Raw genomic sequence first — 24,955 nt, 5'->3', positions numbered from 1 at the left:
GTGGCATTCCGAGTACCTGGGGCTGACGCCCCAGGCTGGTATGGAACGCGCCTTTGGCGCTGCAAGCCGGGGCTGCTTTCCACGTTTTTGATATGCTTCCTATTCTCGCTGCTGCCTCAGCCACGCTGCCACCGTATTGGACCATTCTTCCGTTTGCCCTGCTGCTGCTGTGCATCGCGCTGATGCCGCTGTTTGCCACGCACTTTTGGGAGCATCACTACCCGAAGGTGGCAGTGGGTCTCGGGCTCGTCACGGTGGCCTACTATCTCGGAGTGCGGCATGACTGGCACCCGCTCCAGCATGCAGCGCACGAGTATGTGAGCTTCATGGCGCTGGTGGGATCACTCTTCGTCATTTCCGGCGGCATCAACATCCGCGTGAAGGGCGAGGCCACGCCGCTGCGCAATACCGTCTTCCTGGCCATCGGCGCGGTGCTTTCAAACTTCATCGGCACCACCGGTGCCTCCATGCTGATGATCCGCCCGTGGATCCGGATGAACAAGTATCGCATCACCGGACAGCACATCGTGTTCTTCATCTTTGTGGTGAGCAATTGCGGCGGAGCGCTGACTCCCATCGGTGATCCACCTTTGTTCCTCGGCTTTCTGCGCGGGGTGCCCTTCTGGTGGGTGCTGGAGCATGCTTGGTTAGGCTGGCTGATCTGCGTGAGCCTGCTGTTGGTGGTTTTCTTTGTGCTGGACACCCTCAACTTCCGTCGGGCGCCCAAGCCTGTGCGTGAGAAGGAAACTCATGAGGAGCATTTCTTCCTGCGCGGCCTGCCGAACCTAGCCTGGCTCGGCCTGGTGCTGGTGGCGGTCTTTCTTCCGAAGAGTGTACAGGAAACCGTCATCGGCGGTGTCTTGAGCGTCCCGGCCTTGGTCATGATCATCGCTGGAGCAGCGTCTTACTTCACCACCAAACGGGCAGTGCATGAGGCGAATGATTTCAATTTTGGTCCCGTGAAGGAAGTCGGCTATCTCTTCATCGGCATCTTCCTCACCATGATCCCGGCGCTGCAGATCCTGCAAAGCGGCGAGGCCGTGCAGATCAGCACTCCGTTGGGCTATTACTATGCCACCGGCACTCTCTCGGCTTTTCTGGACAATGCACCGACCTATTTGAGCTTCCTGGCTGCTGCCATGGGCACGGAGCATCTGTCCGTGGATTCGACGAAGGATGTCATCCACTTTGCCGAAACCCATGCGCACCATCTGATTGCCATCTCGCTGGCCGCGGTGTTCTTCGGAGCGGGCAGCTACATCGGCAACGGGCCGAACTTCATGGTCAAGGCCATTGCGGAAAAGGCCAAGGTCGATACCCCGGACTTCCTGCGCTACATCTGGCAGTTCTCCATCCCTATTCTGCTGCCCATTTTGATCGTCGTGGGCTGGCTGGTCGTGAAGTGAATGAGGAATGGCGAAGGAAGCTCTCCCGGGCAGCGTTTAGTCTGGCCTGATTTTCCTCTCCATGAACCGTCGCCTTATCCTCCTCACCGCTCTCGCTGCTGCCCATCTGCCGCTCATCGCCGCCCAGCAGGACGACCAGTATGTCCTCGGCCCTGACTCGCAGGAAAAAGCCGATGTACCAAAGGGCGAGGTGATCCAGATGCCAGCCTGGAAGGACTCCAAAATCTACCCCGGCACCACCCGTGACTGGTGGATCTACGTGCCCGCTCAATACAAAAAAGAAACCCCCGCCGCCGTGATGGTGTTTTGCGATGGCGCAGGCTTCGTGAAGCGTGACGGCCAGTTCCGCGTGCCCAACGTGTTCGACAATCTCATCGCCAAAGGCGAGATGCCGGTGACCATCGGCATCTTCATCCAGCCCGGCACCTTCCCCACCAGCAACCCGAAGGAGAAGGCGCGCAGCAACCGCAGCTTCGAGTATGATTCACTGGGTGACCTGCATGCGCGCTTCTTGCTTGAGGAGATCCTTCCCGCTGTGGCCAAGGACTACAATCTGACCACGAATCCTGATGAGCGTGGCATCTGCGGCAACAGCAGCGGTGGCATCTGCGCCTTCACCGTGGCCTGGGAGAGGCCTAACGAATTTCGCAAAGTCATTAGCCATATCGGCAGCTTCACGAACATCCGTGGCGGCCACGTGTATCCAGCCCTGATCCGCAAGACGGACAAGAAGCCGCTGCGCGTGTTCCTGCAAGATGGCAAGAACGACCTCGACAACCAGTTCGGCAACTGGCCGCTCGCGAATGAAGACATGGCCGCCGCACTGAAGTTCGCCGGCTATGACTACCAGTTCGTCCTCGGTGAAGGCACCCACAACGGCAAGCACGGCGCGGCTCTGCTGCCTGACACACTCCGCTGGCTCTGGCGCAAGTAAGGAGCTTGGATCATCTGCGCCTATCTGAGTTATCTGCGGTTAAAACTCCCTGTATGAAACACCTATTTCTCTCCCTTGCCCTGCTGACCTCTGCTGCGGCCCAGGACACCTCTTTGCATGAGTATCTGAGCGACTCTGAACCGTGGAAAGAAGCGGCTTCGGGCTATGCTTTCACAGACGGGCTGTGCGTGGATGAAGCGGGCAATCTTTTCTTCACGGATGTGAAGGGTGGCAAGGGCATCTACAAGCTCGATGCTGCCTCTGGAAAGGTGGATCTGTTTCTGGATAACCTGCCTGGCATCAGCGGTCTTCAGATCGGACCGGATGGCCGTTTCTACGCCTGCCATAACAAGGAGCAGCGCGTGATTGCCATCACCATGAAGGGCGAGGTGGAAGTGCTGCACAGCGGGGTGAAGTGCAATGACCTCGTGGTCAGCAAGGCTGGGAATGTCTACTTCACGGAGACTCCCACGCAGATGATTCATCTCATCACAAAGGACAAGAAGCACATCGTGGCAGATCAGGGCCATGTGGCCAAGCCAAACGGCATCACCATCTCCCCCGATGAGCGCACCCTGGTGGCTTCCGAACATGGTGGCAAGCATGTCTGGGCCTGGCACATTGAGGATGATGGCACCCTCACAGGCGGCGCGCCCTTCATGACCATGTGGCTGCCAGTCGGTAAGGAGACAGCCTCGGGCGATGGTGCCACCACCGAGTCCAAAGGCCGCTACTTTGTCACCAGCGAACTCGGTGTGCAGATCTTTGATCCTGCCGGACGTCTCTCAGGCATCATCGCCAAACCAGTGGCGGACGGAAAAGTCGTGAGCTGTGAGTTTGCCGGGAAGGATCATGATCTCCTTTTCGTGGCTGCGGGTGACAAGCTTTTCAGCCGCAAGCTCAAGGTCACGGGTTACTTCCGCTGATACTCACAAAGAGGCTCGACGGCGATTTCTGAAGTCGCTAACCTCGGCTTCATGTGCTGCTTCTCAGGAACTCAATTGGTCCAAAGTGTCAGTAAGACCCGCATCTTCGGCCGGCAGGAAAAGAAACTCCAGCATCTGATCTACTCCATGTCCATCGTGGCGAGTGATGCGGTGGCGATGGTTCTCCCTGTTCCTGTGGTGCCGGGAGGTCCGGACGATGCCATGAAGTTCGCCGACTTCTCCGGCTATCCGAAGGTTTTTGATGATCTGGAACTTGGGTTTCGTCCTCCGGTGACCGTCTACAGAGGATCACCAGCTGCACTGCCTGCGTTGCCCAAACCCGTCTTGGAAGTCAAACAGGTCGGGGCTTATGAAGCCAGCTTTGTGCCGACGATTGCCGATTTCAGCCGTCTCGATGCACGCTTCCGACTGCCGGACGATGTCTGGAAAAAGCTGCCCGGATATGCCGCCTTTGGTTTTGCCGTCTTCAAGCTCCGCGCAGGTGCGCAGGATGTGCACCCCATGGCCTTCTCATTTCCCACCGCCAGACCTGGGCATGTGTTCTTCCCTACCCTGCACATCCACGATGGAGAGGTGCATGCGAAGGAGCATTTTGATCACACTCTCTATCTGCAGGGCGAAAACTTAAACCTGAACCCAGGGTGGCAGGGATCGCCTGGAGTTGCCATGAACCACGTGAAGTGCGAGCAGACACATCATTTCGTCCTTCCGGAAATGCATGTGCATCGACGCCGAATCTACGGCAAGCATGCCAATGGAGACATCGTGTTGAAGCCATTGGTGTGACATAGGTCACGCTTCCAGCAACCGCTGAATATCTTCACTGGTTAGGCGGAGTTTCTCAGTGCGGCCGGTGAGGAGGCCTTCGATGAGGGCGGCCTTGGTCTTTTGCATCTCGACAATGCGTTCCTCGATGGTGCCCTGGCAGATGAGCTTGTGGATGAAGACGGGCTTGGTCTGGCCGATGCGGTGGGCGCGGTCGCTGGCCTGGGCCTCAGCAGCGGGATTCCACCAGGGATCGTAATGAATGACGGTGTCGGCGGTGGTGAGGTTCAAGCCTGCGCCGCCAGCCTTCAGGCTGATGAGGAAGACGGGCACCTCGCCTTTTTGAAAGCGCATGATCGGTGTCTCGCGATCCTTGGTATCACCCGTGAGTTTCACGTAGCTGATCTTAGCTTTCTTGAGCTCGCCCTCGATAATGCTGAGCATCTCGGTGAACTGGCTGAAGATGAGGATGCGATGTCCCTCATCCAAAAGCTCGGGCAGCATCTCCTCCATGAGGTAGGCGGTCTTGGCGGAGGTCTCGAGCTTCTGCGCGGCCTCGATCTTCATGAGCTGCGGATGGCAGCAGACCTGGCGGAGCTTGAGCAGCGCGTCCAGCATGATGATCTGGCTGCGTTCCACGCCTTGATTGCTGATGGCATCCCGCACCCGCGCATCCATGGCGGCGCGGATGGTTTCGTAGAGATCGGTCTGGGACTTGTCCAGCTCGATGGTGTGCAGGATCTCCGTCTTCGGCGGCAGATCCTTCGCCACCGCACTTTTGGTTCGGCGCAGAAGCAGAGGCTGCAGACGCTGGGAAAGCTGCTTCTGTCGCTCGGTGTCTGCATCACGCTCGATCGGGGTGCGATAGTAGCTGCGGAAGCCCTCTGCATCTCCCAGCAGCCCGGGCATGAGGAAGTGGAAGAGGCTCCACAGCTCTCCGAGATGATTTTCAATCGGCGTGCCGGTGAGGCAGAGGCGATGCCGGGACTTCAGACTGGCGCAGACCTGCGCGGCCTTGCTCTTCGGGTTCTTGATGTTCTGCGCCTCGTCCAGCACCACGATGTGCCACTCGGTCTTACGCAGCATCTCGGCATCACGCACGAGCAGCGGGAAGGAGGTGATGACGAGGTCATGCTTGCTGATGCGGTAGTAGTCCGCGTGGCGTTCATCGCCATGCAGGAGCAGCACATTCAGCGCAGGCGTGAACTTGGCCGCCTCACGTGCCCAGTTTCGGATCACGGAAGTAGGGGCGATGATGAGCGTCGGGCGGTCCATGCGACCTGCCTCCTTTTCGGTCAGCAAGTGCGCGAGTGTTTGTAATGTCTTACCGAGGCCCATGTCATCCGCCAGCACGCCGTGAAGGCTGAACTCACGAAGAAACTGCAACCAGGAAAGGCCTTCATGTTGATAGGGCCGAAGCTCTGCCTTCAGGCCCGCAGGTGGCTGGACAAAGGACATCTCAGTGAAGCCCTCGAGCCGTTCACGCAGTGCATTCAGCTCGGCGGGAGCACGGATGGGCAGACCGTCCAAAGTGGCCAACTGGGCTGCGCGCAGCTTGTCGAGATGCAGTTTACCGTCTTTGCCGCGAGCGGGCCGTGAGCTGAGGAGTTCATCCAGGAAACGCAGCAGCACCAGCAAGCGCTTCGCAGGCACGGACAGCACATCGTGACTCGGCGGTGGCAGAGCCAGCAGGAAGCGCTGCTCAAGGTTTTGCTCGAGGATGGCAGGGGTGAGTCCCTGGTCGATGCAGTTCACCAGGATCGGCACCAGCGAGACCCGCTTGCCTTCGATCTCGATGCCAAGATCAAGCGCGAAGCTGTCACGTCCGGCGACCTCGGTTTGCAGGTCAGTGAACCAGGCGTTGTCATCTGCAAGGTGGATGGCATAACCAAATTCGTGATCAATTTGCACATCCCATCCTTCAGCACGGAGAGCAGGAACCTGCTCCTCCAAAAACTTCGCCCAAAAGATGGCCTGCACGGGTTCCGCCACAGTCATCAGAGGTTGCAAGGTTTCTGAAGCCTGTGACTCAGGCAGAAGATCGCGCGCCGGATGCAGGCCGGCATGCATGAGGTCTGACACAAGCAGGCGCTCCATGCGCAGATGCCGCGTGAGAATGTGCGTGCTGCCATCTTCTCCAGTCCAGCGAGATCCAGTGCCGCGACCAAGCATCTGAAACGTATCCGGGCAGTCATCATAACGCACCCTGGGCTCCGCCACACCAATGCTGTAAGCTGCGTGATGCATGGAACTGCGGCCCATCTTCAACTCCACACGCTCGATGCTGACACGGCGCAGCACGAGGATGGGGCGAGGATTGTCATTCTCCACAATGACCACGCGTTCCTCAGGAGGAGTCTCCTCTTTGGTCGCACGTCCCACACCCTCGGCAGCGATCATCTGGACCAGTTTCTGGCCTTCGACGGTGCTCAGCGTGAACATCAGCGTGGCCGCATGCTCACAGAGAGCACGACTGCCGAAGCAGGAACAGCTTGAGGTCATTTGCAGATCCCCATTCACCGCAAAGCGCAGGTTCAGACGCGGCTCATGGTAGTTGTTCTCATTCGGGCCAACCTCACCGGAGACGTCCATCACTGCACCGTCGGTAGTCACCACAGAGCGGAGGCGGACGTGGGCCGACTTTACCTGCTTCATCGCCTTCTCCAGAACCGCGCGCTGAAAGAGCCACATCCAGGCCTTGCGGGCGATCTGGGACCAAAGCTTGGAGAAAGGGTAGGCGGGGGTATCGTTGGGCACGGTTGGAACCCCTGCGCATAGCCCCTGGAAGCCATCGCGCCATCACTTTTCTCACATGCCGGGGCTGCACCCCTATTTGTGGTAAACCAGGGCCGGGTGACTTGATGGTCTTTTATTTTACCTTCCCCGCGATCTGACGTCTTGCTTCTTTCAGACCGTCCTGAGAGGCTTGGGGATGGATAGGTTCGGCGAGCATCGCCGTTACGTCTTTTTCCGCCCAGCCTATGAGAAGTCATTCCCGACGTAGCCCTGCCCACCATTTTGCCCAGGCTATTCTGACCGTTGCAGCCTTGGCTCTGCTGCCCACAAGCTCCTCGGCCCAGGCACCTGATACCCTCCTCTACCCCATTCCCCCTCCCGCTGGTGTGCAAAGCGGTGCCCAGACGGGCGCAGCCGTGGCCACAGATGGGGTCCGGACCGTGGTAGGCTCTCCCCAGGATGACACGCTCGCCAACAATGCGGGGGTGGCCCGGATCTATGATGCGGTCAGCGGCGTTCTGCTCTATGAACTGCCCAACCCCGCGCCTGCCGCGAATGATTCGTTCGGAGGGGCCGTCGCCATCTCTGGTGCACGAGTTGTCGTTGCGGCCCCCAATGACGATCTTGGCAGCAGTAACGCAGGAACCGCCTATGTGTTTGACCTCGCCGGAGCAAACCCCACGGTTCCAACCGTGGTGCTAGGCGCTCCGAGCCCCCAAGGCGGAGCTAACTTTGGCTATGCCGTCGCGATCTCAGGCAATCTCGTTGTAGCGGGCGCATACGATTACAACACCAGCGTCGATGGCGCAGGACGCGCCTGGGTGTTTGATCTCGGCAGCGCCACACCCGCCACACCCGTGCATACTCTGGACAGTCCGAGCCAGGCCACGTCCGAGGAGTTTGGCGTATCAGTCGCCATCTCCGGAACCAAGATTGTGATTGCAGCCCGCCGCGATGACACCAGCGCCACCGATGCCGGCATCGCCTACGTGTTTGATGTGGGCAGCGGCACGCCCACGACACCGCTTCATACCCTGCTCAATCCCACCCCGCAGGGAGCGGACCTCTTCGGCACCAGTGTGGGCATCTCAGGCTCCTACGTGGCGGTGGGCGCGGACCGTGACAACACCGCCTTTGTAGATGCTGGCGCGGTGTATGTTTATCATCTCGCCGGTGCCACGCCTGCGACTCCTATTGCCACGGTGAACAATCCAACCCCGGCGGCCAGCGACTTCTTCGGCATCAGCCTGGCGCTGTCTGGCAGCCGCCTGGTCGTCGCCGCGCACAGGGATGACACGGGCGCCACGGATGCCGGCAGTGCCTATGTTTATGACCTGACCCCCACCAGCGCCACGCTGAGCCATTCTCTTTTCAATCCCTCGCCAGGAGTGGATGACCTCTTCGGCTTTAGCGTCGCCATCGCGGGCACTACCGTCGTGGTGGGGGCAAACCAGGATGATGACATCGCCCGGGACTCAGGGGCCGCTTACTCCTACAACCTCGCAAGCGGCACGCCCACCTCGCCCGTGATTACCTGGAATGAAGCCGGCCCCTCTGGAGGTGATGAGTTTGGCAACTCCGTTGCGATCTCGGGCAATCGTCTAGTGATCGGTGCCCCGTCCAATGACACCGACGTGCCGAATGGTGGCATCGTCTATGTCTATGATCTGGCGGGCAGCACACCAGACACACCTGTCCTCACCCTTCATAACCCTGATCCCGCCGCCGATGACAACTTTGGCTATACCGTGGCCATCTCGGGGTCACGACTCGCTGTGTCCGCCTACCAGGACGACACCGCAGGCGCTGGAGCCGGTGCCGTCTATGTCTACGATCTGGACGGTGCCACGCCCGACGTCCCGGTCTATTCCCTCTACGAACCTGTGCCCAGCGCGCAGTTCGGCCTGTCCCTGGACATCTCCGGCACGCGCCTGGTGGTGGGAGCCATCTTCAGTGATGTCGGGGCCACGGATGCAGGCAGCGCCTATGTCTACGATCTCACCGGTGCCACACCCGCCACGCCCGTCTTCACCCTCAATAATCCTGCGCCGTCAGCGAGTGACAACTTCGGCCGTGCCGTGGGCATCTCCGGCTCCCGGGTTGTCGTGGGCGCTTATTTCGATGACGCGACGGGTTCCAATTCCGGCATCGCCTATGTCTACGATCTAAGCAGTGGCACTCCGACAACGCCCACCACGCTCAACAATCCCTCTCCAGCCTCGAATGACTGGTTCGGGAGGTCTCTCTCCGTCTCAGGTTCCCTCGTGGTGATTGGCGCCTGGAATGATGACACGGGTGCTGCGAACACCGGAAGTGCCTATGTCTATGATTTCAGCAGCGGCACACCCACCACACCCGCGTTTACGCTGAACAACCCCGACCTCGGTGTGGGTGCCAACTTCAGCGGAACCGTGGACATCTCTGGCTCACGCGTCTTGGTGGCTGCTTTCCTCGATGACTTCGCTGCCCTGAATTCGGGCAGCGTCTATCTTTATGATCTGGCGGGTGGCACGCCGCTTTCACCCGTCACCATCTTCCGCAATCCCTCGCCAGACGAGGATGACGAGTTCGGCCAGAGCGTGGCTTTGGACGGCCCCTTTTCGGTCGTCGGGGCTCATCATGATGACATCGTCTCCGCGAACAAAGGTTACGCCTATGTCTACGGCCAGCCTCCGACCGTCACCACGCCCACCTCCGCCAGCATCAGCACCACGAGCGCCATACTCGGCGGCAATGTCATCAGCGACGGCGGTGGCGCGATCACCGAGCGCGGCGTGGTGTATTCCATCCAGCTCTTGAACGGCAGTCCGCAACTCGGCGGCGCGAATGTCACGAAAGTCACGGCCAGCGGCACCACCGGTGTGTTCACCGCGAACAGCGGCGTGCTGGAGGTGGGTGTCACCTATGCCTTCGCCGCCTACGCCACGAATGCGGCGGGCACGGGCTACACCAGCACTGGCACCTTCACCACACTGGGTGTCGGCAACACCGACAACGGCGGTCCGGGCTCCTTGCGACAAGCGCTGCTGGCCGCGGCTGCGAACCCAGGACCAGATAACATCGTGTTCAATACCAATCTGAGCGGACAGACGATCACCCTGGCCTCTGAATTGCAGGTGACGGACAACGACGATGTGACGCTAGACGGCGGCAACGTGATTCCAGGCATCAAGATCACCGGCTCCACCCGGCTGATCAGCCAGGCTTCGAACGGCATGCTGACCCTGCGCGGACTCACTTTGACAGGCGGCAATAGCAACTCCAACGGCGGTGCCATCAGCAGCGTTGGCACTCTCGTTTTGGAGAACTGCACGCTGGTCGGCAATTTCGCGGAAACAGGCGGAGCGGTGTTCAGCAATGGCTCGCTCACCCTCACGAACTGCACCTTCACGGAGAATTCAGCCACCTCGGGCGGCGCTGTTTATCACCTCGGCACACTGGAGGTGAAGCACTGCACCATCACGGCCAATTTGGCGCAAAATGGCGGCGGCATCTATGTGGCGAGTGGCACCTGGACACTGGCAAACTCCATCGTCGCTGGAAACATCTTCAGCACGTCCGGAAACGGCCGGGACATCGCAAACTCGGGCAAACTGACGCGCCTCGGCGGCAACATCGTGCAGGATCTATTCAATAGCATCGGTGCCGGCACTGACGGCGGCCCGGACGCCATCAATGCGCCTCCTTTTGTGAGTCCGCTGGCTGACAACTACGGCCCCACCGAGACCATGGCTCCGCATCCCACCAGTGCCGCGATTGACCAGGCCAGCGTGCTCAGCACACCGCTGACCACCGACCAGCGCGGCTTCCCCAGACCGCTGGGCCTGCGACCGGACATCGGGGCCATGGAAGGCGCGGTCATCATGGTCACGACTGCCGTGGATGAACTCGATCCACCAGGCACGCCCGGCAGCGGCGTGTCCCTGCGCGAGGCACTGCGTGATGCGCCACCCAGCGGTGCCGTGATCGCTTTTGACCGCGCGGTCTTCTCTGGCCTCACGCCAACAACCAACACCCTCACGCTCACCAAGGGCCCGCTGCCAGCCAGCAGCAGCTTGCTGTACGGTCTGCCCAACCCCGGCGGCATCACGCTTGTGAATGCGCCCGTGATCATCGCCCAGCCGCAGTCACTCTCCCAGGCCGCAGGCACCACAGCCGTGTTCACCGTGGCCGCTCCGGACGTGAACAATGCCTATACCCATCAGTGGCGGAAAAACGGGGTGAGCATCCCGCTCGCCATCGGCTCCACACTCACCCTCAACAACATCACCGAAGACGACGAGGCGGTGTATGATGTGCGCCTGTTCCGCGCGAATCTGGTGGGCCCCCTCATGGTGGATGTGCGATACGCCAATGCGGCGGAGATCGTCAGCCAGCCTGCAAGCTTGATCGTGGACACGGCTCCGCTTGGCATCCAGCGCGGGCCCGCGAATGCCATGATCGCCCTGGGCAGCAGCCACACGCTGAGCGTGGTGGCATCCGGGCCGGGCACGCTGACCTACCAATGGTTGCTCCAAGGCAAGAACATCAGCGGCGCCACCAGCCGCACCTACACCATCGCCAAGGCCGCGCTGACGCATGCCGGCGCCTACCAATGCCTCGTGAAGACCGGCACTCAGCTTCCCGGTGTATTCAGCGCTGCGGCAGAGATCGGCGTGGTGGACACCGCCGTGAAGACCTTCCATCTCAAGGCGGGCGCCACTTTCACCGCGCTAGTGAATGCTGCGGGCAATGGCCCTCTCAGCTATGCTTGGCTGAAAAATGGCGGGAGCACGACCTTCAACACGAAGACCTTCACCATCAAACCCGTGGCTGCGGGAGATGCGGGCCTTTACACCTGCACCGTGACAGGTGCCGCAGGTGTCTTCACCGGCGGAGCACCCACGCGGCTCACCGTCAGCAATGCCGCGCCCCAGATCATGAAACCTCTGACTCCGCCGCCTGCGGTCATTGGTCAAAACTACTTTTATCAGATCCCCATCGCCAGCGTGGCGGGCGCTCCGGCCACCGCTTTCACGGTCGGCGGCCTTCCGCCCGGCATGACCTGGGACAAGCTGACCGGCATCATCTCCGGCAGGCCCACGGCCTCCACCAAGCCGCTCGGTTATCCTCTGACCATCAAGGCCAGCAATCCTTTCAGCAGTGACAGCACCACTACCACGCTTTTGGTTAACGTGGTGCCTGCCACGGCGGTCGGCACCTTCGCCGGACCTCTGGAGCGATCCACGCTCAACGACAACCTCGGCGGCCGTTTTGACCTCGTCACCACGGCCTCCGGCGCCTGCTCAGGATCGGTGACGCTCGGCGCACGTGCGAAGATCCCTTTCACCAACCAGCTCTTGCTCAGCTCTGGCGTGGGTGATGTCATTCTCCGCGCCAACATCCCAGGCATCACACTGCCGGACAAGACCGTGCTCACTGCCTACATTGAAGTCTTCGCCTTGGATCAACGCGCGGTGCTCACGCTCGTGCATCCCACCCTTGGCACCACGCTGCTCACCGCAGCCTGGAGGAATTCCTGGACCAAGACTAAGCCCGCCACCGCCTACGCGGCCACCTACACAGCGCGACTCGATCCCGAGAACGTCGGCACCTCGCCTCGGGGCTACGGCTTCGCGACCCTCAGCGTGGCAGCGGATGGCTCCGTCAAACTTAGCGGCAAGCTACCAGATGGCAGCGGCATCACGGATGGAGGCTTCGTCGGACCTGAAGGCCAGCTTATGCTCTTCAACCTTCTGTACACCAAGCGGGGCAGCCTTGTCGGCCCGCTGCAAATCACCCCGGCACCCCTTCTTCCAGACAACACTTTGGACGGCACTCTCAGCTGGTTCAAACCCGCGCCTCTGCCAAAAAGCACTGACACAGTTTACAAAGACGGCTTTGGCCCGCTGAACGTCGCAGTGGCAGGCAGCCCCTACATCGCCCCGGCCAAAGGACAACGGGTGATGGGTCTAGGCACCGCGCCGAACCCGAATGCGAAGATGGCCTTCACACTCGGCGGCCTCTCGCCGGAGTTCGAGCAGTTCATGCACATCTCCAACCCGAGCGCCATAGGTCTAACCAACAAGGCTACAATCGTCTCGCCGGTCTTCAACGGCACCAAGGTCACCCTGCTGGACGCGGCGAAGGGCTTGATCGGAGGCAACTTCACCATCGCTGGAGCCAGTACAGCGCTGGATCGCCCCGCACCTTTTGAAGGACTGATCGTGAAAATCGGCGCGACCACACGAGGCTACGGCTACTTCCTGCTGCCCAGCGTGCCTGTCGGACTGGAGAAGGTCGCCACCTCGCCGAAGCTCAGCGGCCGCGTGGTGCTCGGGGCACCGTAAGTGCCGACTTAAATAAAGTCATCTGCGCTCTCCGCGTTATCTGCGGTTAAAATCATCTCTGCGGTCCGAACGCAGAGACAAAAAAACAACTCTGTCGGGAATTGACGCTCAGGAAAAAAACCCCCAAAACCTGAAGCCAATTGATGTCCCCGACAGAGTTGATATTTACGTTATATTCGGTTGGCGTTTGGGCGGGCAATCCTAAATGTCTCTGCTCTGGGCAAAAAACTTTTCCTGGTGCATACCATGTGATCACACCCCTATGAATCGAGCTGCTTTTCCATCTTTTCGTGCTCCTTTTTATCTGTCTTTAATCGCGGGATTATTCGGGATTATCACGACTTCCCAGGCTCAGCTCGGCGGGTCTGTGCGTCAGGTCATTGTGGCCCGTGCAGCGACGTGGAATTCCAACACAGCCTCCCTGCAATGCTATCAGCGTGCCTCGGCGCGTGATCCCTGGCAGCCGGTGTTTGCGAAGCCGTTCCCCGTGCTTTTGGGCAAGAAGGGACTGGCCTGGGGACGCGGTGTCTTCACTCCGCCGCAAAACGGGGTACAGCCGAAGGTGGAGAAGGACTGGCGTGCACCCGCAGGTGTCTTCCAGCTCGGCCTGCTCTTTGGCTATGCAGCGCAGCCACCGGGAGGAAGCCGCTGGCCCTATCACCAGGTGGGGGATCTGGATGCGTATGTGGATGATCCTCAGAACCCCTACTATAACCAGCACGTGCGGGTGGACCCGAACCGCATCCCGCCCTGGTTTGAGAAGCAGAAAATGCGCCTCGGCGATGCCGCCTACAAATGGATGCTGGAGATCCGGCACAATCAAAAGCCTGCCGCACCTGGCTACGGCAGCGCTATCTTCTTCCATGTGCGCCGCGGTGTGGACAAGCCGAGCGCGGGCTGCACCACCATGGCCGTGGAAAACCTGGAGCGGCTCATCCGCTGGGTGGATCCCAGCGCCTCTCCGCACTATGTCTTGCTACCGACGGCGGATTACGATTATCTGCGCGCTTCCTGGCGGCTTCCATGAAAGGTGGCGGTCTGCCGGACCACCTACGCCAATCATGAGATCATTTTTGTTTCTGTTGTTGGCCGCGACCAGCGGTCTCGTCGGCGCGGCGGAGCATGAGATCGGTGTGCCAGTTTTTGGCAGCCAGAAATACACGGAGTATGTGCCCGGTGACCTGCCGCTGGTCATTTCATCTCCTCACGGTGGCGCGCTGAAGCCTGACACAGTGGCCGATCGCACCTACGGGGTGCGTGCGGCCGATGCGAATACCCAAGACCTCGCACGGCGCATCGCGGCTGAGGTCAAGAAGGCGACCGGCAAGCAGACCACGCTCGTCATCAGCCATCTGCACCGCAGCAAGCTGGATCCGAATCGCGAGATCAAGGAAGCCGCGCAGGGAAACTCAACCGCTGAGAAAGTGTGGGGTGAATATCACGCCTTCATTGAAGAAGCGCTTCAGGCGACGGTGAAGCGCCACGGAATCGCCTTCTTCATTGATCTCCACGGCCAGAACCATCCCGATATTCGGGTGGAGCTTGGCTACCTGCATGATCCGAATGACTACGCCAAGGCGGTGAACGAACTGAACTCTTCTGAGTTCATTCAGACTGGCAGTCTGGCTCTCATCAAGAAGCTCAATCCCGGCCTCGACTACCCTTCCCTGCTCAGCGGTCCTGAGAGCCTCGGGGCACTGCTGGAAAAGCGCGGATTCCCCTCCACGCCCAGCCCGCGCATGCCCGTGCCGAGCGTGCCCTACTTCAAGGGAGGCTACACCGTGGCGACCCACGTGCCTTCCAATCCCCAGGTCTGCGGCCTGCAGATCGAGGCCAACCGCGTGCGCCTGCGTGACACGGAGGAAGGCAGGCAGCGCTTCGCCGAGGCGCTCGTGAATGCGCTGGAAGTGTATTTCCCGAGGTTCCTGAAGATGGGGCTGGATGGCAAGAAGTGAGCCTCGTCGCAAGGACAGAGAGGATCGCAAGGACGTATAGAGAGTGTGATGATCTCTTTACCTCTTCGTGGAAGCCACTTTGTTTCACAAAGTTCCTGCTTGCGCTCTTCACTTTATATCACAAAGTAACTTTCATGAGCACCCAGCAAGCTGCGTTGGAAAATCTGCGCGTGATTCGATCACTGATGGAGAAGGCCCACATTTACCGGGCCATCTCCGCACCAGCGGCGCTGGTGGGGGGCGTGCTTGCCATCGCGCTCGGGGGGTATGGAGCTTACACAGGGTTCTCGTTGAAGACGCCGATGGAACCGATGACGTTTTTGATCGCCTGGCATGCGGTGCTGCTCATTGCCGGAGTGATGAATGTGGTGCTTTTGGCGAAGGAGGCCGGGCTGCGTGGCCAGCCACTGATTTCCGATGGCATGCGCATGGCGATGCGGGCGATCTCGCCGCCTCTGATTGTCGGTGGAGTGATCGGTGCGGGAATGATCCTGGCTTTTCATAACCTGACCATGGCTGCGCTGACCTGGACGGTTTGTTATGGTCTCGCGCTTCTGGCCACGGCCAGTTTTTCGCCACGCTCGCTGATCCGGCTCGGACGCTTGTTTGTCGGCGGCGGGCTGGTCTTGTTCATCGCCTGGGCGGCCGTGCCGGACATCCGCCTGCTGCCCACAGATGAAGGTCCGGCCTCGCTGATCATGGCGGTGACCTTCGGCCTCCTGCATCTCTTTTACGGTATTGCCGTCCTGATCCGCACGAAACCTGAGCCCCTGACTGCGGAATGATCGACTTCGACCAGATCGACAAAACGATCCACGAGAAGGCGCGGCTGTCTATCATGACGCTGCTGGCCAGTCGTGGAGAGTGGTCGTTTCAGGAGATGAAGGCCGAGCTGGGCATGAGCGATGGCAATCTCATCACGCATCTACGCACGCTGACCGCGGCCGAGTTCGTCAAAGAGGATCGTGATGAGAGCGGCAACCGTCCGCGCACCACTTACAAGCTCACCGCTGCCGGCAAAAAAGCCTTCAAGAACTACATCGACCTTCTCGAGTCCATCGTGAAGTCCATCAAGCCCGACGCCTAGAGTCGTCTCTCTGCATTTGCGCATCACCATGCCCACTCACTTTGTCACACAAAGTTAAATCACCCCAACAACAACCAACATCCCATGAACCTCCATCTCGCTCAACATCACGGCATGTGCTTCGGCGTGCGCGACGCCCTGCGCGCCACGCATGAAGCCGCCAAACGCGAACCCGTGACCATCCTCGGCCAGCTCGTGCATAATCCGCTCGTCGATGCACATCTCAAGACTCTGGGAGTGCGCAATGGCCAGCTTGAATCCACCGAATCAGCCAGCACTCAGCGTGTGGTCATCACCGCGCATGGTGCGGCGGACACACAACGCGAAGCCTGGCGCAGTGCGGGTCATGCTATCACGGACACCACCTGCCCTCTGGTGAAGAAGGCTCATCAGGCCCTGGCAACGCTTGTGCAGGAGGGCTATCACCCCATCGTCATCGGTCAGCGGCAGCATGTGGAGGTGCGTGGATTGGTGGGAGATTTCCCCGAAGCCACGGTGGTGCTTGAAGAGGTGGACACGCTCCAGATTCCTGCAGCGGCGAGGTTTGGTGTGATCTCGCAAACCACGCAACCTCTGGATCGTGTGCTGGAACTGGTCTCCGCCATCAAGCGCCAGCATCCGCGTTCCGAAGTGCGCTTTGTGGATACTGTCTGCCATCCGACGAAGCAGCGCCAGACAGCCCTGGAAGTGCTTTGCCATCAGTGTGAGGTGGTGATCGTCATCGGCGGACGCAACAGCAACAACACGCGCCAGCTCACGGAGAAGGCCACGCGCCTCGGCGTGCGTGCGCATCAGGTCGAATCCCCCGACGACCTTCGCGAAGAGTGGTTCACCGGCATTCACGAGGTCGGCATCACGGCTGGGACGTCCACCCTCGATGAGACCGTGACCGCTGTGATGGACCGGCTCAGAAAAATGACGCCAGCCTGAACTTTTCCAACCGAGAACAGTGAACTGAGAACCGCGAACAGAGAACAGAGAACAAGAACACATTAGCCTAACCAACATTCATGAACACCCAAGCCTGGATCACCCACTTCGAACGCAACACCCGCCTCAATGACGAGATGGAACTCCCCACGGAAGCCTGCACACTACCGGAGTCCGCGCGAGCACCGCTCGTCGCCTCCATCGCCACCTTTCAGCTCGGAGAGTCGGGCACCGGCTCGCGGCTGAGGCGCTATGCCCGTGAGGTGGCGCCGCTGGAGAACTTCCGCGGTTATCAGCGCGCCATTGATCTCTTCGTGGCGGAGGAGCAGAGCCACTCACGTCTGCTGGCACGCACGGTGGAGCATCTGCGCGGCACCTTGCTGACGAAGCAGTGGACGAACTCCATCTTCCGCCGCCTGCGCTTCCTGGTAAACCTGGAGTTCGCCATCCAGGTGCTGCTCACGGCGGAACTGATCGCCGAGGTGTTCTTTGGCACGCTGTATCTGCGCTGTGAGGATCCGGTGGTGAAGAAGGTGTCACACAAGCTGCTGCGGGACGAGATGAAGCACCTCACCTTCCAGCGCGACTTCCTGAGCGAGCGGGTGGCCACCTTCAATCCACTGGGGCGCTGGCTCTGGAAGGCCCAATTTCAGGCCATCCATGCCATCACCTGCACCGTCGTGGCCTGGGATCATCGCCACACATTCCGGGCCCTCGGCTTGAAGCCTGGGGACTTCCGGCAGCGCTGCCTGCAGGCCTGGGAACGCTACCAGGAACGTCTGGACGAGGAACTGGTTAAGCTGGATTCGAAATTACCCGCCTCTCATTCGGACGAAGTTCATGGTGCAGATCATCGCCGTGCGGGTTGACTGTCTGGAGGCTGAGAGCATTCTACAGCCTCCCGAAATCCCCTCCCCCTGCATGATCTCACCGCGCCTTTCCGCGTCCCTCGCCCTGTGTCTTAGCGCCCTCTGGCAGCTTCCCACCACCGCCCAGGAGATCACGCATGAGCAGGTCACTGATTTTGCCTCGCTGGAAAAGCTGGCCGCCCAACTGGCGCTGAAGCCTTATGAAGCGCCGAACCAGAAGCTCGATCCCTTCTTTGAAGGCCTGAAGTATGACGGGCATCGCAAGATCCGCTTCCTGCGCGAAAAGGCGCTCTTCGCGGATCTGGGCGATGTCTATCGCCTCGAGTTCTTCCATCCAGGCTGGATGTTCAAGAAGCCGGTGCAGTTCTTCTCCACAGGCGTGGACAAATCCGCAGGAGTGCCTTTCGACCAAAAGTTCTTCGACTACCAGGATCTGCCAGTGCCGGAGAAGCTCACCCCGCCGGCGGGTTATGCGGGCTTCCGTGTGCTGGCTCCGGACTCCATGATGAAGAAGCCTTTTGAATTCATGGTCTTCATGGGCGCGAGCTACTTCCGCGCGGTGACCACGGAGCTGGGTTACGGCATCAGTGCTCGCGGCGTGGCCGTGAACACCATCGGCGGAAAGCCGGAGGAGTTCCCGGACTTCACCCACTTCTGGTTCCAGCCGCCGAAGCCTGGCGACAAGTTCTTCAAGATCCTGGCCCTGCTGAATGGTCCAAGCATCACGGGTGCCTATCAGTTTGATGTCATGCCCGGCAAGACCACGGAGACGCTGATCAAGGCGACCCTGCATCTGCGCAACAAGGTGGAGATGCTCGGCATTGCCCCCTTCTCCAGCATGTTCTGGTTTGGTGAGAACAGCCATCCGAAGCCCTATGACTTCCGCCCCGAGGTGCATGACAGTGATGGTCTGCAGATCGAGATCGAAGGCGGCCCGGCCATCTGGCGTCCGCTGGATGTCAGCCGCGACCTGCGCCTGAGCATCCTGGAGACCGACAAGCTCAAGGGTTTCGGCCTCGCGGAGCGTGATCGTGACTTCAACAACTTCCAGGACCTGGAAGCCGTGTATCATCGCCGTCCAGCCGTGTGGGTGGAGCCGCGCACCGGCTTTGGCAAAGGCAGCGTGGTGCTGGTCGAACTCTCCACGGGTGAGGAAACCTGGGACAACATCGTGGCCATGTGGAAGCCTGCCGAACTCCCAGCGACCCCGCAGGAGCCTCTGAAGGTCGAGTATCGTCTTGCCTGGCTGGAGGAGCATCTCCCCGGCCTGCTGGGCAAGGTCATCTCCACCCGTCGCGGCTTCGTGATGGACAGTGACGACCACCTCTATGTGGTGGACTTCTCCAAGGGTGCCCTGGCTCCAGACAAGCCTGCCGACTGGGTGCCGGACATCGAAGTCATCATCAGCAACGGCGACGCAAAGGTGCTCGATAAGCGAGTGATGTACAATCACGAAACCAAGGGCTGGCGTGCCTTCTTCAAGATCGATGTGCCTGAGAAGACCAACCTCATCGAAATGACCTGCGACTTGAAGGATGGCGACAAGGCTATTTCGGAGCGCTGGATGTATCAGTGGAGGAGGTGATCTAGAATGTCATGACAGCGAACAACTTCATCACCCGATGGGACGCTGTGGTGACCCAAGAACGCGCCGAAGCGACTGCTGCTGGAGTGCCTGAAATCGCGGACGATCTTCGACTCGTCAATGCGCCACCAGCGCTTCTAACCGTCCCAGCCTTCCCTTCCGACGCTGCTCACTTTCTAGTCGAGGCAGGATTACCATGGAGTTGCGCGCCATTCCTTTCCTTTGAGGCCATCACACGAGGCCCGATCCCGCTTGTTCAGTACTACGGCGCCCAACAGTTTCCGCCCTCCGACCTGTCGCGCCTAGCTCCATTTTATATTCTGGGCTTTGACGGAGCCGGAGATCCCTTGTGTTTGGACTCTAGCCGCGATGGGGAGATCGTAGCGCTTGATCACGAGAATCGTTTCCAGACTCGCAAGTTCGTTTCATCAAACATCGCCACCCTTGCCGAGGCACTATTGGTCGTGCACACAAAGCCCCATGAAGACTTTGTCGAGCATGTTCAGGCCTTCGACCCGCGAGCAGCCGAGCCATCGGCTTTCTTGCCGTTACAGGTGCGCATGCTGATTGATTGACCAACATCCATCGGCCTGGGACCGGAAAGGTGCGATGCTCAGGAGACTCCCTTCCGCACTTTGGCAAGTGCGCCTACGACCGGATCAATCAAACACCACCGTCTTGTTCCGATAGACTAGCACCTGGTCACGGACGTGCCACCAGAGGGCCTTGGCGAGGACAGTCTTCTCAAGATCGCGGCCGAGGCGGACGAGGTCCAGCACGCTGTCCTCATGGCTGACGCGCATGACGTCCTGATGGATGATCGGACCTTCATCAAGGTCGGCGGTCACATAGTGGCTAGTGGCGCCGATGATCTTCACCCCGCGCACGTGGGCCTGATGGTAGGGCTTGGCACCCACAAAGGCCGGGAGGAAGCTGTGATGGATGTTGAGGATTTGGTTAGGGAAAGCCTCAATCATCGCCGGGCTGATGATCTGCATGTAGCGGGCAAGAACGACAGTGTCGATCTTCTCGCGCTTCAACAGCTCGATCTGCTCGGCTTCTTGGGCAGCCTTGTTATCCTTCGTGATCGGGAAATGGTAAAACGGGATGCCGAAGCGCTCGGCGGCGGGACGCAGGGTCTCGTGGTTCGCCACGATGAGCGGAATGTCCACCGGCAGGTCACCGGCCTCATGACGAGCCAGAAGGTCGTAGAGGCAGTGGTTCTCCTTCGTCACGAAGAGGGCGATGCGCTTGCGCTGGCTGGCGAAGTGCAGGCGCATCTGCATCTCATGGCGGCGTGCCATGGGCTGGAGTCGGTCGTAGATCTCTGACTTCTCCAGAGTGAAGTTCTCCAGGCTCCACTCCAGACGCATGAAGAAGGCATCTGCCTCCGGATCGATGTGCTGCTGGAGGTCGATGATGTTCCCGCGATGCGAGAAGATGAATCCCGTGACATCATGAACCAGCCCCGGCCGGTCCGGGCAGTGGATGAGAAGCGTGGCGGTGTCTGTCATGATGATGGGAACCTCTGATAAACGAACCTCGGTGCAGCTTGGGTCACTCAGATCAGCTCAGTCTTCACAGCGGCCAGCAGATCCGCATATTGGTCAAAGCCGGTGAACTGCGGGAACTCCGATTTGATGCTCTCCGGGGCGTGGAAGAAGAATCCCTTGTTTGCCGCGATCAGCATGTGGGTGTCATTGTAGCTGTCACCGGCGGCGATCACCTTGTAGTTCAGCCCGCGAAAGGCATTCACCGCATGCTGCTTCTGGTTCGACTGACGCAGGGTGTAGTTCACGATGCGACCCGTGGAGTCGACATCCAGCTTATGGCAGAAGATGGTGGGCCAGCCGAGCTGGCGCATGAGCGGCTGGGCAAACTCCTCAAAGGTATCACTCAAAATGATGACCTGCGTCAGGGAGCGCAGTTCATCGAGGAAAGCCTTGGCACCTTCCATGGGGGAGAGTGTGGCGATGACATCCTGGATGTCCGGCAGCTTCAGGCCGTGCTCGTCCAGGATTTTCAGGCGGCCTTTCATGAGCACGTCATAGTCCGGCTCGTCACGGGTGGTGCGGCGGAGTTCCGGGATGCCGGTCTTTTCGGCAAAGGCGATCCAGATTTCAGGCACGAGGACGCCTTCGAGGTCGAGGGTGACGATGGTTTGCTGGGACATGGGGGAGAGCCTTCCCTAGCGTGAAGGAGCGAGGGTGCAAGTTCACGGTTCCCAGTTCAAGGTTCGAGGTTGGCCTCGCCAGACAGATTTTTTACCACTTATAGGCACTGATGAGCACTGATGGCTTAGAAGTGAAGGTTCCAGACATTCGTGTTCGTTCGTGTCCATTAGTGGTTCAAAACTCTTCGACGCGACCTCCCCGCAAAGAACCTAGATTTAGCCCTCGTATCCAGAAGCCCATGCGTCCGATCCTCCTCGCTGCCCTTTTTCTCTCCCCTGCCCTGCATGCGGCCCGTTTTCCGGAGAAGACGCCTGACACGCCAGGAAACCGGATGCTGCAGAACTACTGGGAGCGGCAGGTGAATGAGATCGAAATGAACGGCGGGCTGAAGGACATCCAGAGCGCGGATGACTGGAAGGCGAAGGCACCGGAGTATCGCCGCCAGCTCGCGGAGATGCTGGGCCTGGATCCCATGCCTGCGCGCACGCCTCTCGAGGCCACCAAAACAGGAGAGCTGTCGGGTGAAGGCTGGCGCGTGGAGAAGATGCATTACCAAGCGGTGCCGGGTTTGTATGTGACTTCGAACCTCTACCTGCCTGAGAAGGTGGACAAGCCGCTGCCGGCCATCCTGTATGTCTGCGGCCATGCGAATGTGGTGAAGGACGGCGTGAGCTATGGCAACAAAACAGGTTACCATCAGCACGGCATCTGGTTTGCCAAACATGGTTATGTCTGCCTGATCATTGATACCGTGCAGCTCGGCGAGATCCGTGGCGAGCATCATGGCACCTACAGCAAAGGCCGCTGGTGGTGGATCTCACGCGGCTACACGCCTGCGGGCTTGGAGGCCTGGGCAGGCATCCGCGGCCTGGACTATCTGGAAACCCGGCCGGAGGTGGACAAGACACGCTTCGGCGTCACGGGGCGCAGCGGCGGTGGCGCCTACTCCTGGTGGGTGGCGGCGCTGGATGAGCGCATCAAGGCCGCCGCGCCCACCGCAGGCGTGACGAACATGCGCAACCATGTGGCTGATGGCTGTGTGGAAGGACACTGCGACTGCATGTTTTACGTGAACACGTATCGCTGGGACTATGATCGTCTCGTGGCTTTGGTGGCGCCGAGGCCGCTGCTCATCTGCAACACGGACAAAGATGACATCTTCCCCATCAACGGTGTCTTCAGCATCTTCCAAAATGTGCGCCGCATCTACTCGCTGCTCGGCGCGGACAGCAAGCTCGGCCTGCAGGTGGCTGAAGGTCCGCACAAGGATCTGCAACCGCTGAACGTGGGTGCCTTCCACTGGTTCGAGCGTCATCTCAAAGACGCGGATTCAATGGCCGTGCTGGATGAAGGCGCGAAGAAACAGCTCGAGCCCGAGCAACTTCAGGTCTTCAAAGAGCTGCCGAAGGACGAGAAGAACACCACGATCGACCAGACCTTTGTCCCCCAGGCAAAAGCACCCGAAGTGCCTGCTTCCCAAGGTGACTGGAACCAGCAGCGCGATGCGTGGATGACGGCGCTGAAGGACAAGGTGCTGGCCGGCTGGCCGAAGGACGCGCCCAGCATCCAGGTGGTCAAAGAGGGCCGCAGCGAGCGTGATGGCATCGAGTTCACTGCTTATGATTTCGAATCAGAACCTGGCATGCGTCTCAGACTGCATCTGGCTCATCGCGCAGGTTTGCGGGTCTCCGATCTGGAGCTGGTGGCGCTGAATGTGCTGGATGCGGAAGGCTGGGATCATTTCTGCAGCACGTATCACTCACGCTTTGGCAAGCACCTGGAGGTGTTTCCGGACATCAAGGCCGACGACAAAGCCTTCGAGAGCGAGAAGAAGATGTTTGAGAGCTTCAAGTGGGGCATGGCCTACATCGCCCCGCGCGGTGTCGGTCCCACGGAGTGGAGCGGCAGTGAGAAGGCGCAGACCCAGCGCCTTCGTCGCTTCTATTTGTTAGGCCAGACAGCAGACTCCATGCGTGCCTGGGACATCCGCCGCGCAGTGCAGGCGGCGCGACAGATCAGCGGACTCGAGGAGAAACCTTTGTGGATCCAGGCACAACGAGACATGGCCGCGAATGCGCTCTACGCCTCGCTCTTTGAGGACAAGATCACCCGCATCGACCTGCATGACCTGCCTGTCAGCCACATGGAGGGACCTGCTTATCTGAACGTGCTGAAGTATCTCGACATCCCACAGGCTGCCGCGCTGGCTGCCGAGAAGACCCGCGTGATCATCTACAGCGCGGATGAGAAGGCCTGGGCCTATCCAGCGGGAGTGGTGAAGCTGCTCGGCATCCCCGAAAAGAACTGGCAGATCCGCAAGCCGATGGGTGAGTGAGTGAATCACCTTTGACCTCGCGGGCATTCCATTTCATGCTCGCGGTCATGTTCGTCTGGTCCAAACTCTCCTCTGTGAAATGGATGGATGCCTGGGAAGAGCGCTTCTCCGGTAATCCTGCTCTCAATCTCGTCATCACCACCATCCCGGGTCAGGTGAGGGTCCGTGTGGAGATCTATGCGGAGAAAAAGAAGGACGTGGCGGCCGTGCAAAAGGAATGGGGCGGCAGCGTGCGCGAGGTGAAGCAGCAAAACTGGGCCGCGCTTTCCAAAGAGCCGATGCCATCCATCTCGGTGCGTGGCAAACTTGTGGTCGTCAGCGCACGCTCGGCGAAGGACATCGCCAAAGAGAAGAAGGCGAACGTCGGTAAGGAAGTGGTGGCCATTCCGGCCGACATGGCTTTTGGCACTGGTCATCATGCCACCACGGCCACCGTGCTGCGGATGCTGGTGGATGCGGCGAAGGAACTGGAAGGCCAGAAGTGGACCATGGCAGACCTCGGCTGCGGCAGCGGCATCCTGGCGATCGCCGCCGTGAAGCTCGGCTCGACCAAAACCTGGGGCTGCGACTTTGATCCGAAGGCCGTACTGGTCTCCAAGGAGAATGCCGAGCGCAATGGCACGGCCAAAATCCGCTTCACCGAGGTGGATGTGCTGGAATGGGAACCCAAGGAGCAGTGGGACCTCGTGGCCGCGAACATCTTTGTCACCGTCCTTGAGGAGGCCTTCCCGCAAATTGTCCGCTCGGTGAAGCCAGGAGGCTTCATCATGGCCTCAGGCATCTTGAAGTCACAGGCCCCTCCCTGCCTGAAGGTGGCCGAAAGCTGCGGCATCCGCTGGGACCGTGTGGTCACCAAGGGCAAGTGGCTCTCCGCCATGGGACGAAGAGTTGGTTAGGCTCATC

The 24,955-nt window shown here is 59.9% G+C and carries 18 protein-coding genes; 15 read left to right on the top strand and 3 right to left on the bottom strand.

Annotated elements, in window-relative coordinates:
* Positions 1 to 92: 92 nt before the first annotated feature.
* The 4 genes from BGE01nite_RS02545 (at position 93) to BGE01nite_RS02530 (ending at position 4,073) form a co-directional block, all read left to right on the top strand.
* The gene (locus BGE01nite_RS02545) at positions 93 to 1,406 is read left to right on the top strand and encodes a sodium:proton antiporter (RefSeq protein WP_146848689.1); all 1,314 of its coding nucleotides are present in this window, start codon (positions 93 to 95) and stop codon (positions 1,404 to 1,406) included.
* A 61-nt stretch (positions 1,407 to 1,467) separates the two neighbouring features.
* Entirely contained in the window at positions 1,468 to 2,340 is an 873-nt protein-coding gene (locus tag BGE01nite_RS02540; protein ID WP_146848688.1) for an alpha/beta hydrolase, read from the top strand.
* A gap of 53 nt (positions 2,341 to 2,393) precedes the next feature.
* Entirely contained in the window at positions 2,394 to 3,266 is an 873-nt protein-coding gene (locus tag BGE01nite_RS02535) for an SMP-30/gluconolactonase/LRE family protein (RefSeq protein ID WP_146848687.1), read from the top strand.
* 51 nt (positions 3,267 to 3,317) lie between these two features.
* The gene (locus BGE01nite_RS02530; RefSeq protein ID WP_170266538.1) at positions 3,318 to 4,073 is read left to right on the top strand and encodes a hypothetical protein; all 756 of its coding nucleotides are present in this window, start codon (positions 3,318 to 3,320) and stop codon (positions 4,071 to 4,073) included.
* Positions 4,074 to 4,079: 6 nt separating this feature from the next.
* On the opposite strand, the gene BGE01nite_RS02525 is transcribed toward BGE01nite_RS02530, so the two are convergent.
* Complete coding sequence (locus BGE01nite_RS02525; RefSeq protein ID WP_146848685.1) at positions 4,080 to 6,809, bottom strand: DEAD/DEAH box helicase; 2,730 nt, start codon at positions 6,807 to 6,809, stop codon at positions 4,080 to 4,082.
* Positions 6,810 to 7,099: 290 nt separating this feature from the next.
* Between BGE01nite_RS02525 and BGE01nite_RS02520 the strand changes: the two genes are divergently transcribed.
* The 9 genes from BGE01nite_RS02520 (at position 7,100) to BGE01nite_RS02480 (ending at position 20,118) form a co-directional block, all read left to right on the top strand.
* Positions 7,100 to 13,117: a choice-of-anchor Q domain-containing protein gene (locus BGE01nite_RS02520; protein WP_170266537.1), complete on the top strand. Its 6,018-nt coding sequence runs from the start codon at positions 7,100 to 7,102 to the stop codon at positions 13,115 to 13,117.
* A 367-nt stretch (positions 13,118 to 13,484) separates the two neighbouring features.
* On the top strand, positions 13,485 to 14,144 hold the full coding sequence (locus BGE01nite_RS02515; protein ID WP_170266536.1) for a L,D-transpeptidase family protein: 660 nt from the start codon (positions 13,485 to 13,487) through the stop codon (positions 14,142 to 14,144).
* A gap of 34 nt (positions 14,145 to 14,178) precedes the next feature.
* Complete coding sequence (locus BGE01nite_RS02510; protein ID WP_146848682.1) at positions 14,179 to 15,072, top strand: N-formylglutamate amidohydrolase; 894 nt, start codon at positions 14,179 to 14,181, stop codon at positions 15,070 to 15,072.
* A 134-nt stretch (positions 15,073 to 15,206) separates the two neighbouring features.
* Positions 15,207 to 15,857: a hypothetical protein gene (locus tag BGE01nite_RS02505; protein WP_146848681.1), complete on the top strand. Its 651-nt coding sequence runs from the start codon at positions 15,207 to 15,209 to the stop codon at positions 15,855 to 15,857.
* Entirely contained in the window at positions 15,854 to 16,159 is a 306-nt protein-coding gene (locus BGE01nite_RS02500) for a transcriptional regulator (RefSeq protein WP_146848680.1), read from the top strand. Before BGE01nite_RS02505 ends, BGE01nite_RS02500 begins: the two co-directional genes overlap by 4 nt.
* 84 nt (positions 16,160 to 16,243) lie before the next feature.
* Positions 16,244 to 17,089 (top strand): 4-hydroxy-3-methylbut-2-enyl diphosphate reductase, encoded by an 846-nt coding sequence (gene ispH / locus BGE01nite_RS02495; protein WP_146848679.1) that lies wholly within the window; start codon positions 16,244 to 16,246, stop codon positions 17,087 to 17,089.
* 80 nt (positions 17,090 to 17,169) lie between these two features.
* Positions 17,170 to 17,958 (top strand): diiron oxygenase, encoded by a 789-nt coding sequence (locus tag BGE01nite_RS02490; protein WP_146848678.1) that lies wholly within the window; start codon positions 17,170 to 17,172, stop codon positions 17,956 to 17,958.
* 52 nt (positions 17,959 to 18,010) lie between these two features.
* On the top strand, positions 18,011 to 19,543 hold the full coding sequence (locus BGE01nite_RS02485) for an OpgD/OpgG family glucan biosynthesis protein (RefSeq protein ID WP_146848677.1): 1,533 nt from the start codon (positions 18,011 to 18,013) through the stop codon (positions 19,541 to 19,543).
* 11 nt (positions 19,544 to 19,554) lie between these two features.
* Positions 19,555 to 20,118, top strand: coding sequence for an SUKH-4 family immunity protein (locus BGE01nite_RS02480; RefSeq protein ID WP_146848676.1), 564 nt, complete (start codon positions 19,555 to 19,557; stop codon positions 20,116 to 20,118).
* An 84-nt stretch (positions 20,119 to 20,202) separates the two neighbouring features.
* Here BGE01nite_RS02480 and purU read toward each other — a convergent pair whose 3' ends face one another.
* Both purU and thrH read right to left on the bottom strand, forming a co-directional pair.
* Entirely contained in the window at positions 20,203 to 21,057 is an 855-nt protein-coding gene (gene purU, locus BGE01nite_RS02475; protein WP_146848675.1) for a formyltetrahydrofolate deformylase, read from the bottom strand.
* Positions 21,058 to 21,104: 47 nt separating this feature from the next.
* On the bottom strand, positions 21,105 to 21,716 hold the full coding sequence (thrH, locus tag BGE01nite_RS02470) for a bifunctional phosphoserine phosphatase/homoserine phosphotransferase ThrH (RefSeq protein ID WP_146848674.1): 612 nt from the start codon (positions 21,714 to 21,716) through the stop codon (positions 21,105 to 21,107).
* Between the two features lie 239 nt (positions 21,717 to 21,955).
* Here thrH and BGE01nite_RS02465 point away from each other — a divergent pair, with 239 nt between their 5' ends.
* Positions 21,956 to 24,052 carry an alpha/beta hydrolase family protein gene (locus BGE01nite_RS02465; RefSeq protein WP_146848673.1) on the top strand — a complete coding sequence of 699 codons (2,097 nt, stop codon included), beginning with the start codon at positions 21,956 to 21,958 and terminating at the stop codon, positions 24,050 to 24,052.
* Between the two features lie 47 nt (positions 24,053 to 24,099).
* Positions 24,100 to 24,948, top strand: a complete 849-nt coding sequence (locus tag BGE01nite_RS02460) for a 50S ribosomal protein L11 methyltransferase (RefSeq protein ID WP_146848672.1) — start codon at positions 24,100 to 24,102, stop codon at positions 24,946 to 24,948.
* Positions 24,949 to 24,955 lie beyond the last annotated feature (7 nt).

The sequence above is a fragment of the Prosthecobacter gellanilyticus genome, assembly GCF_007992435.1.
Classification (GTDB): Bacteria; Verrucomicrobiota; Verrucomicrobiia; order Verrucomicrobiales; family Verrucomicrobiaceae; genus Prosthecobacter; species Prosthecobacter gellanilyticus.
Note: the sequence above shows the minus strand (reverse complement) of the source record. Positions and strands in the feature narration are given on the sequence as shown.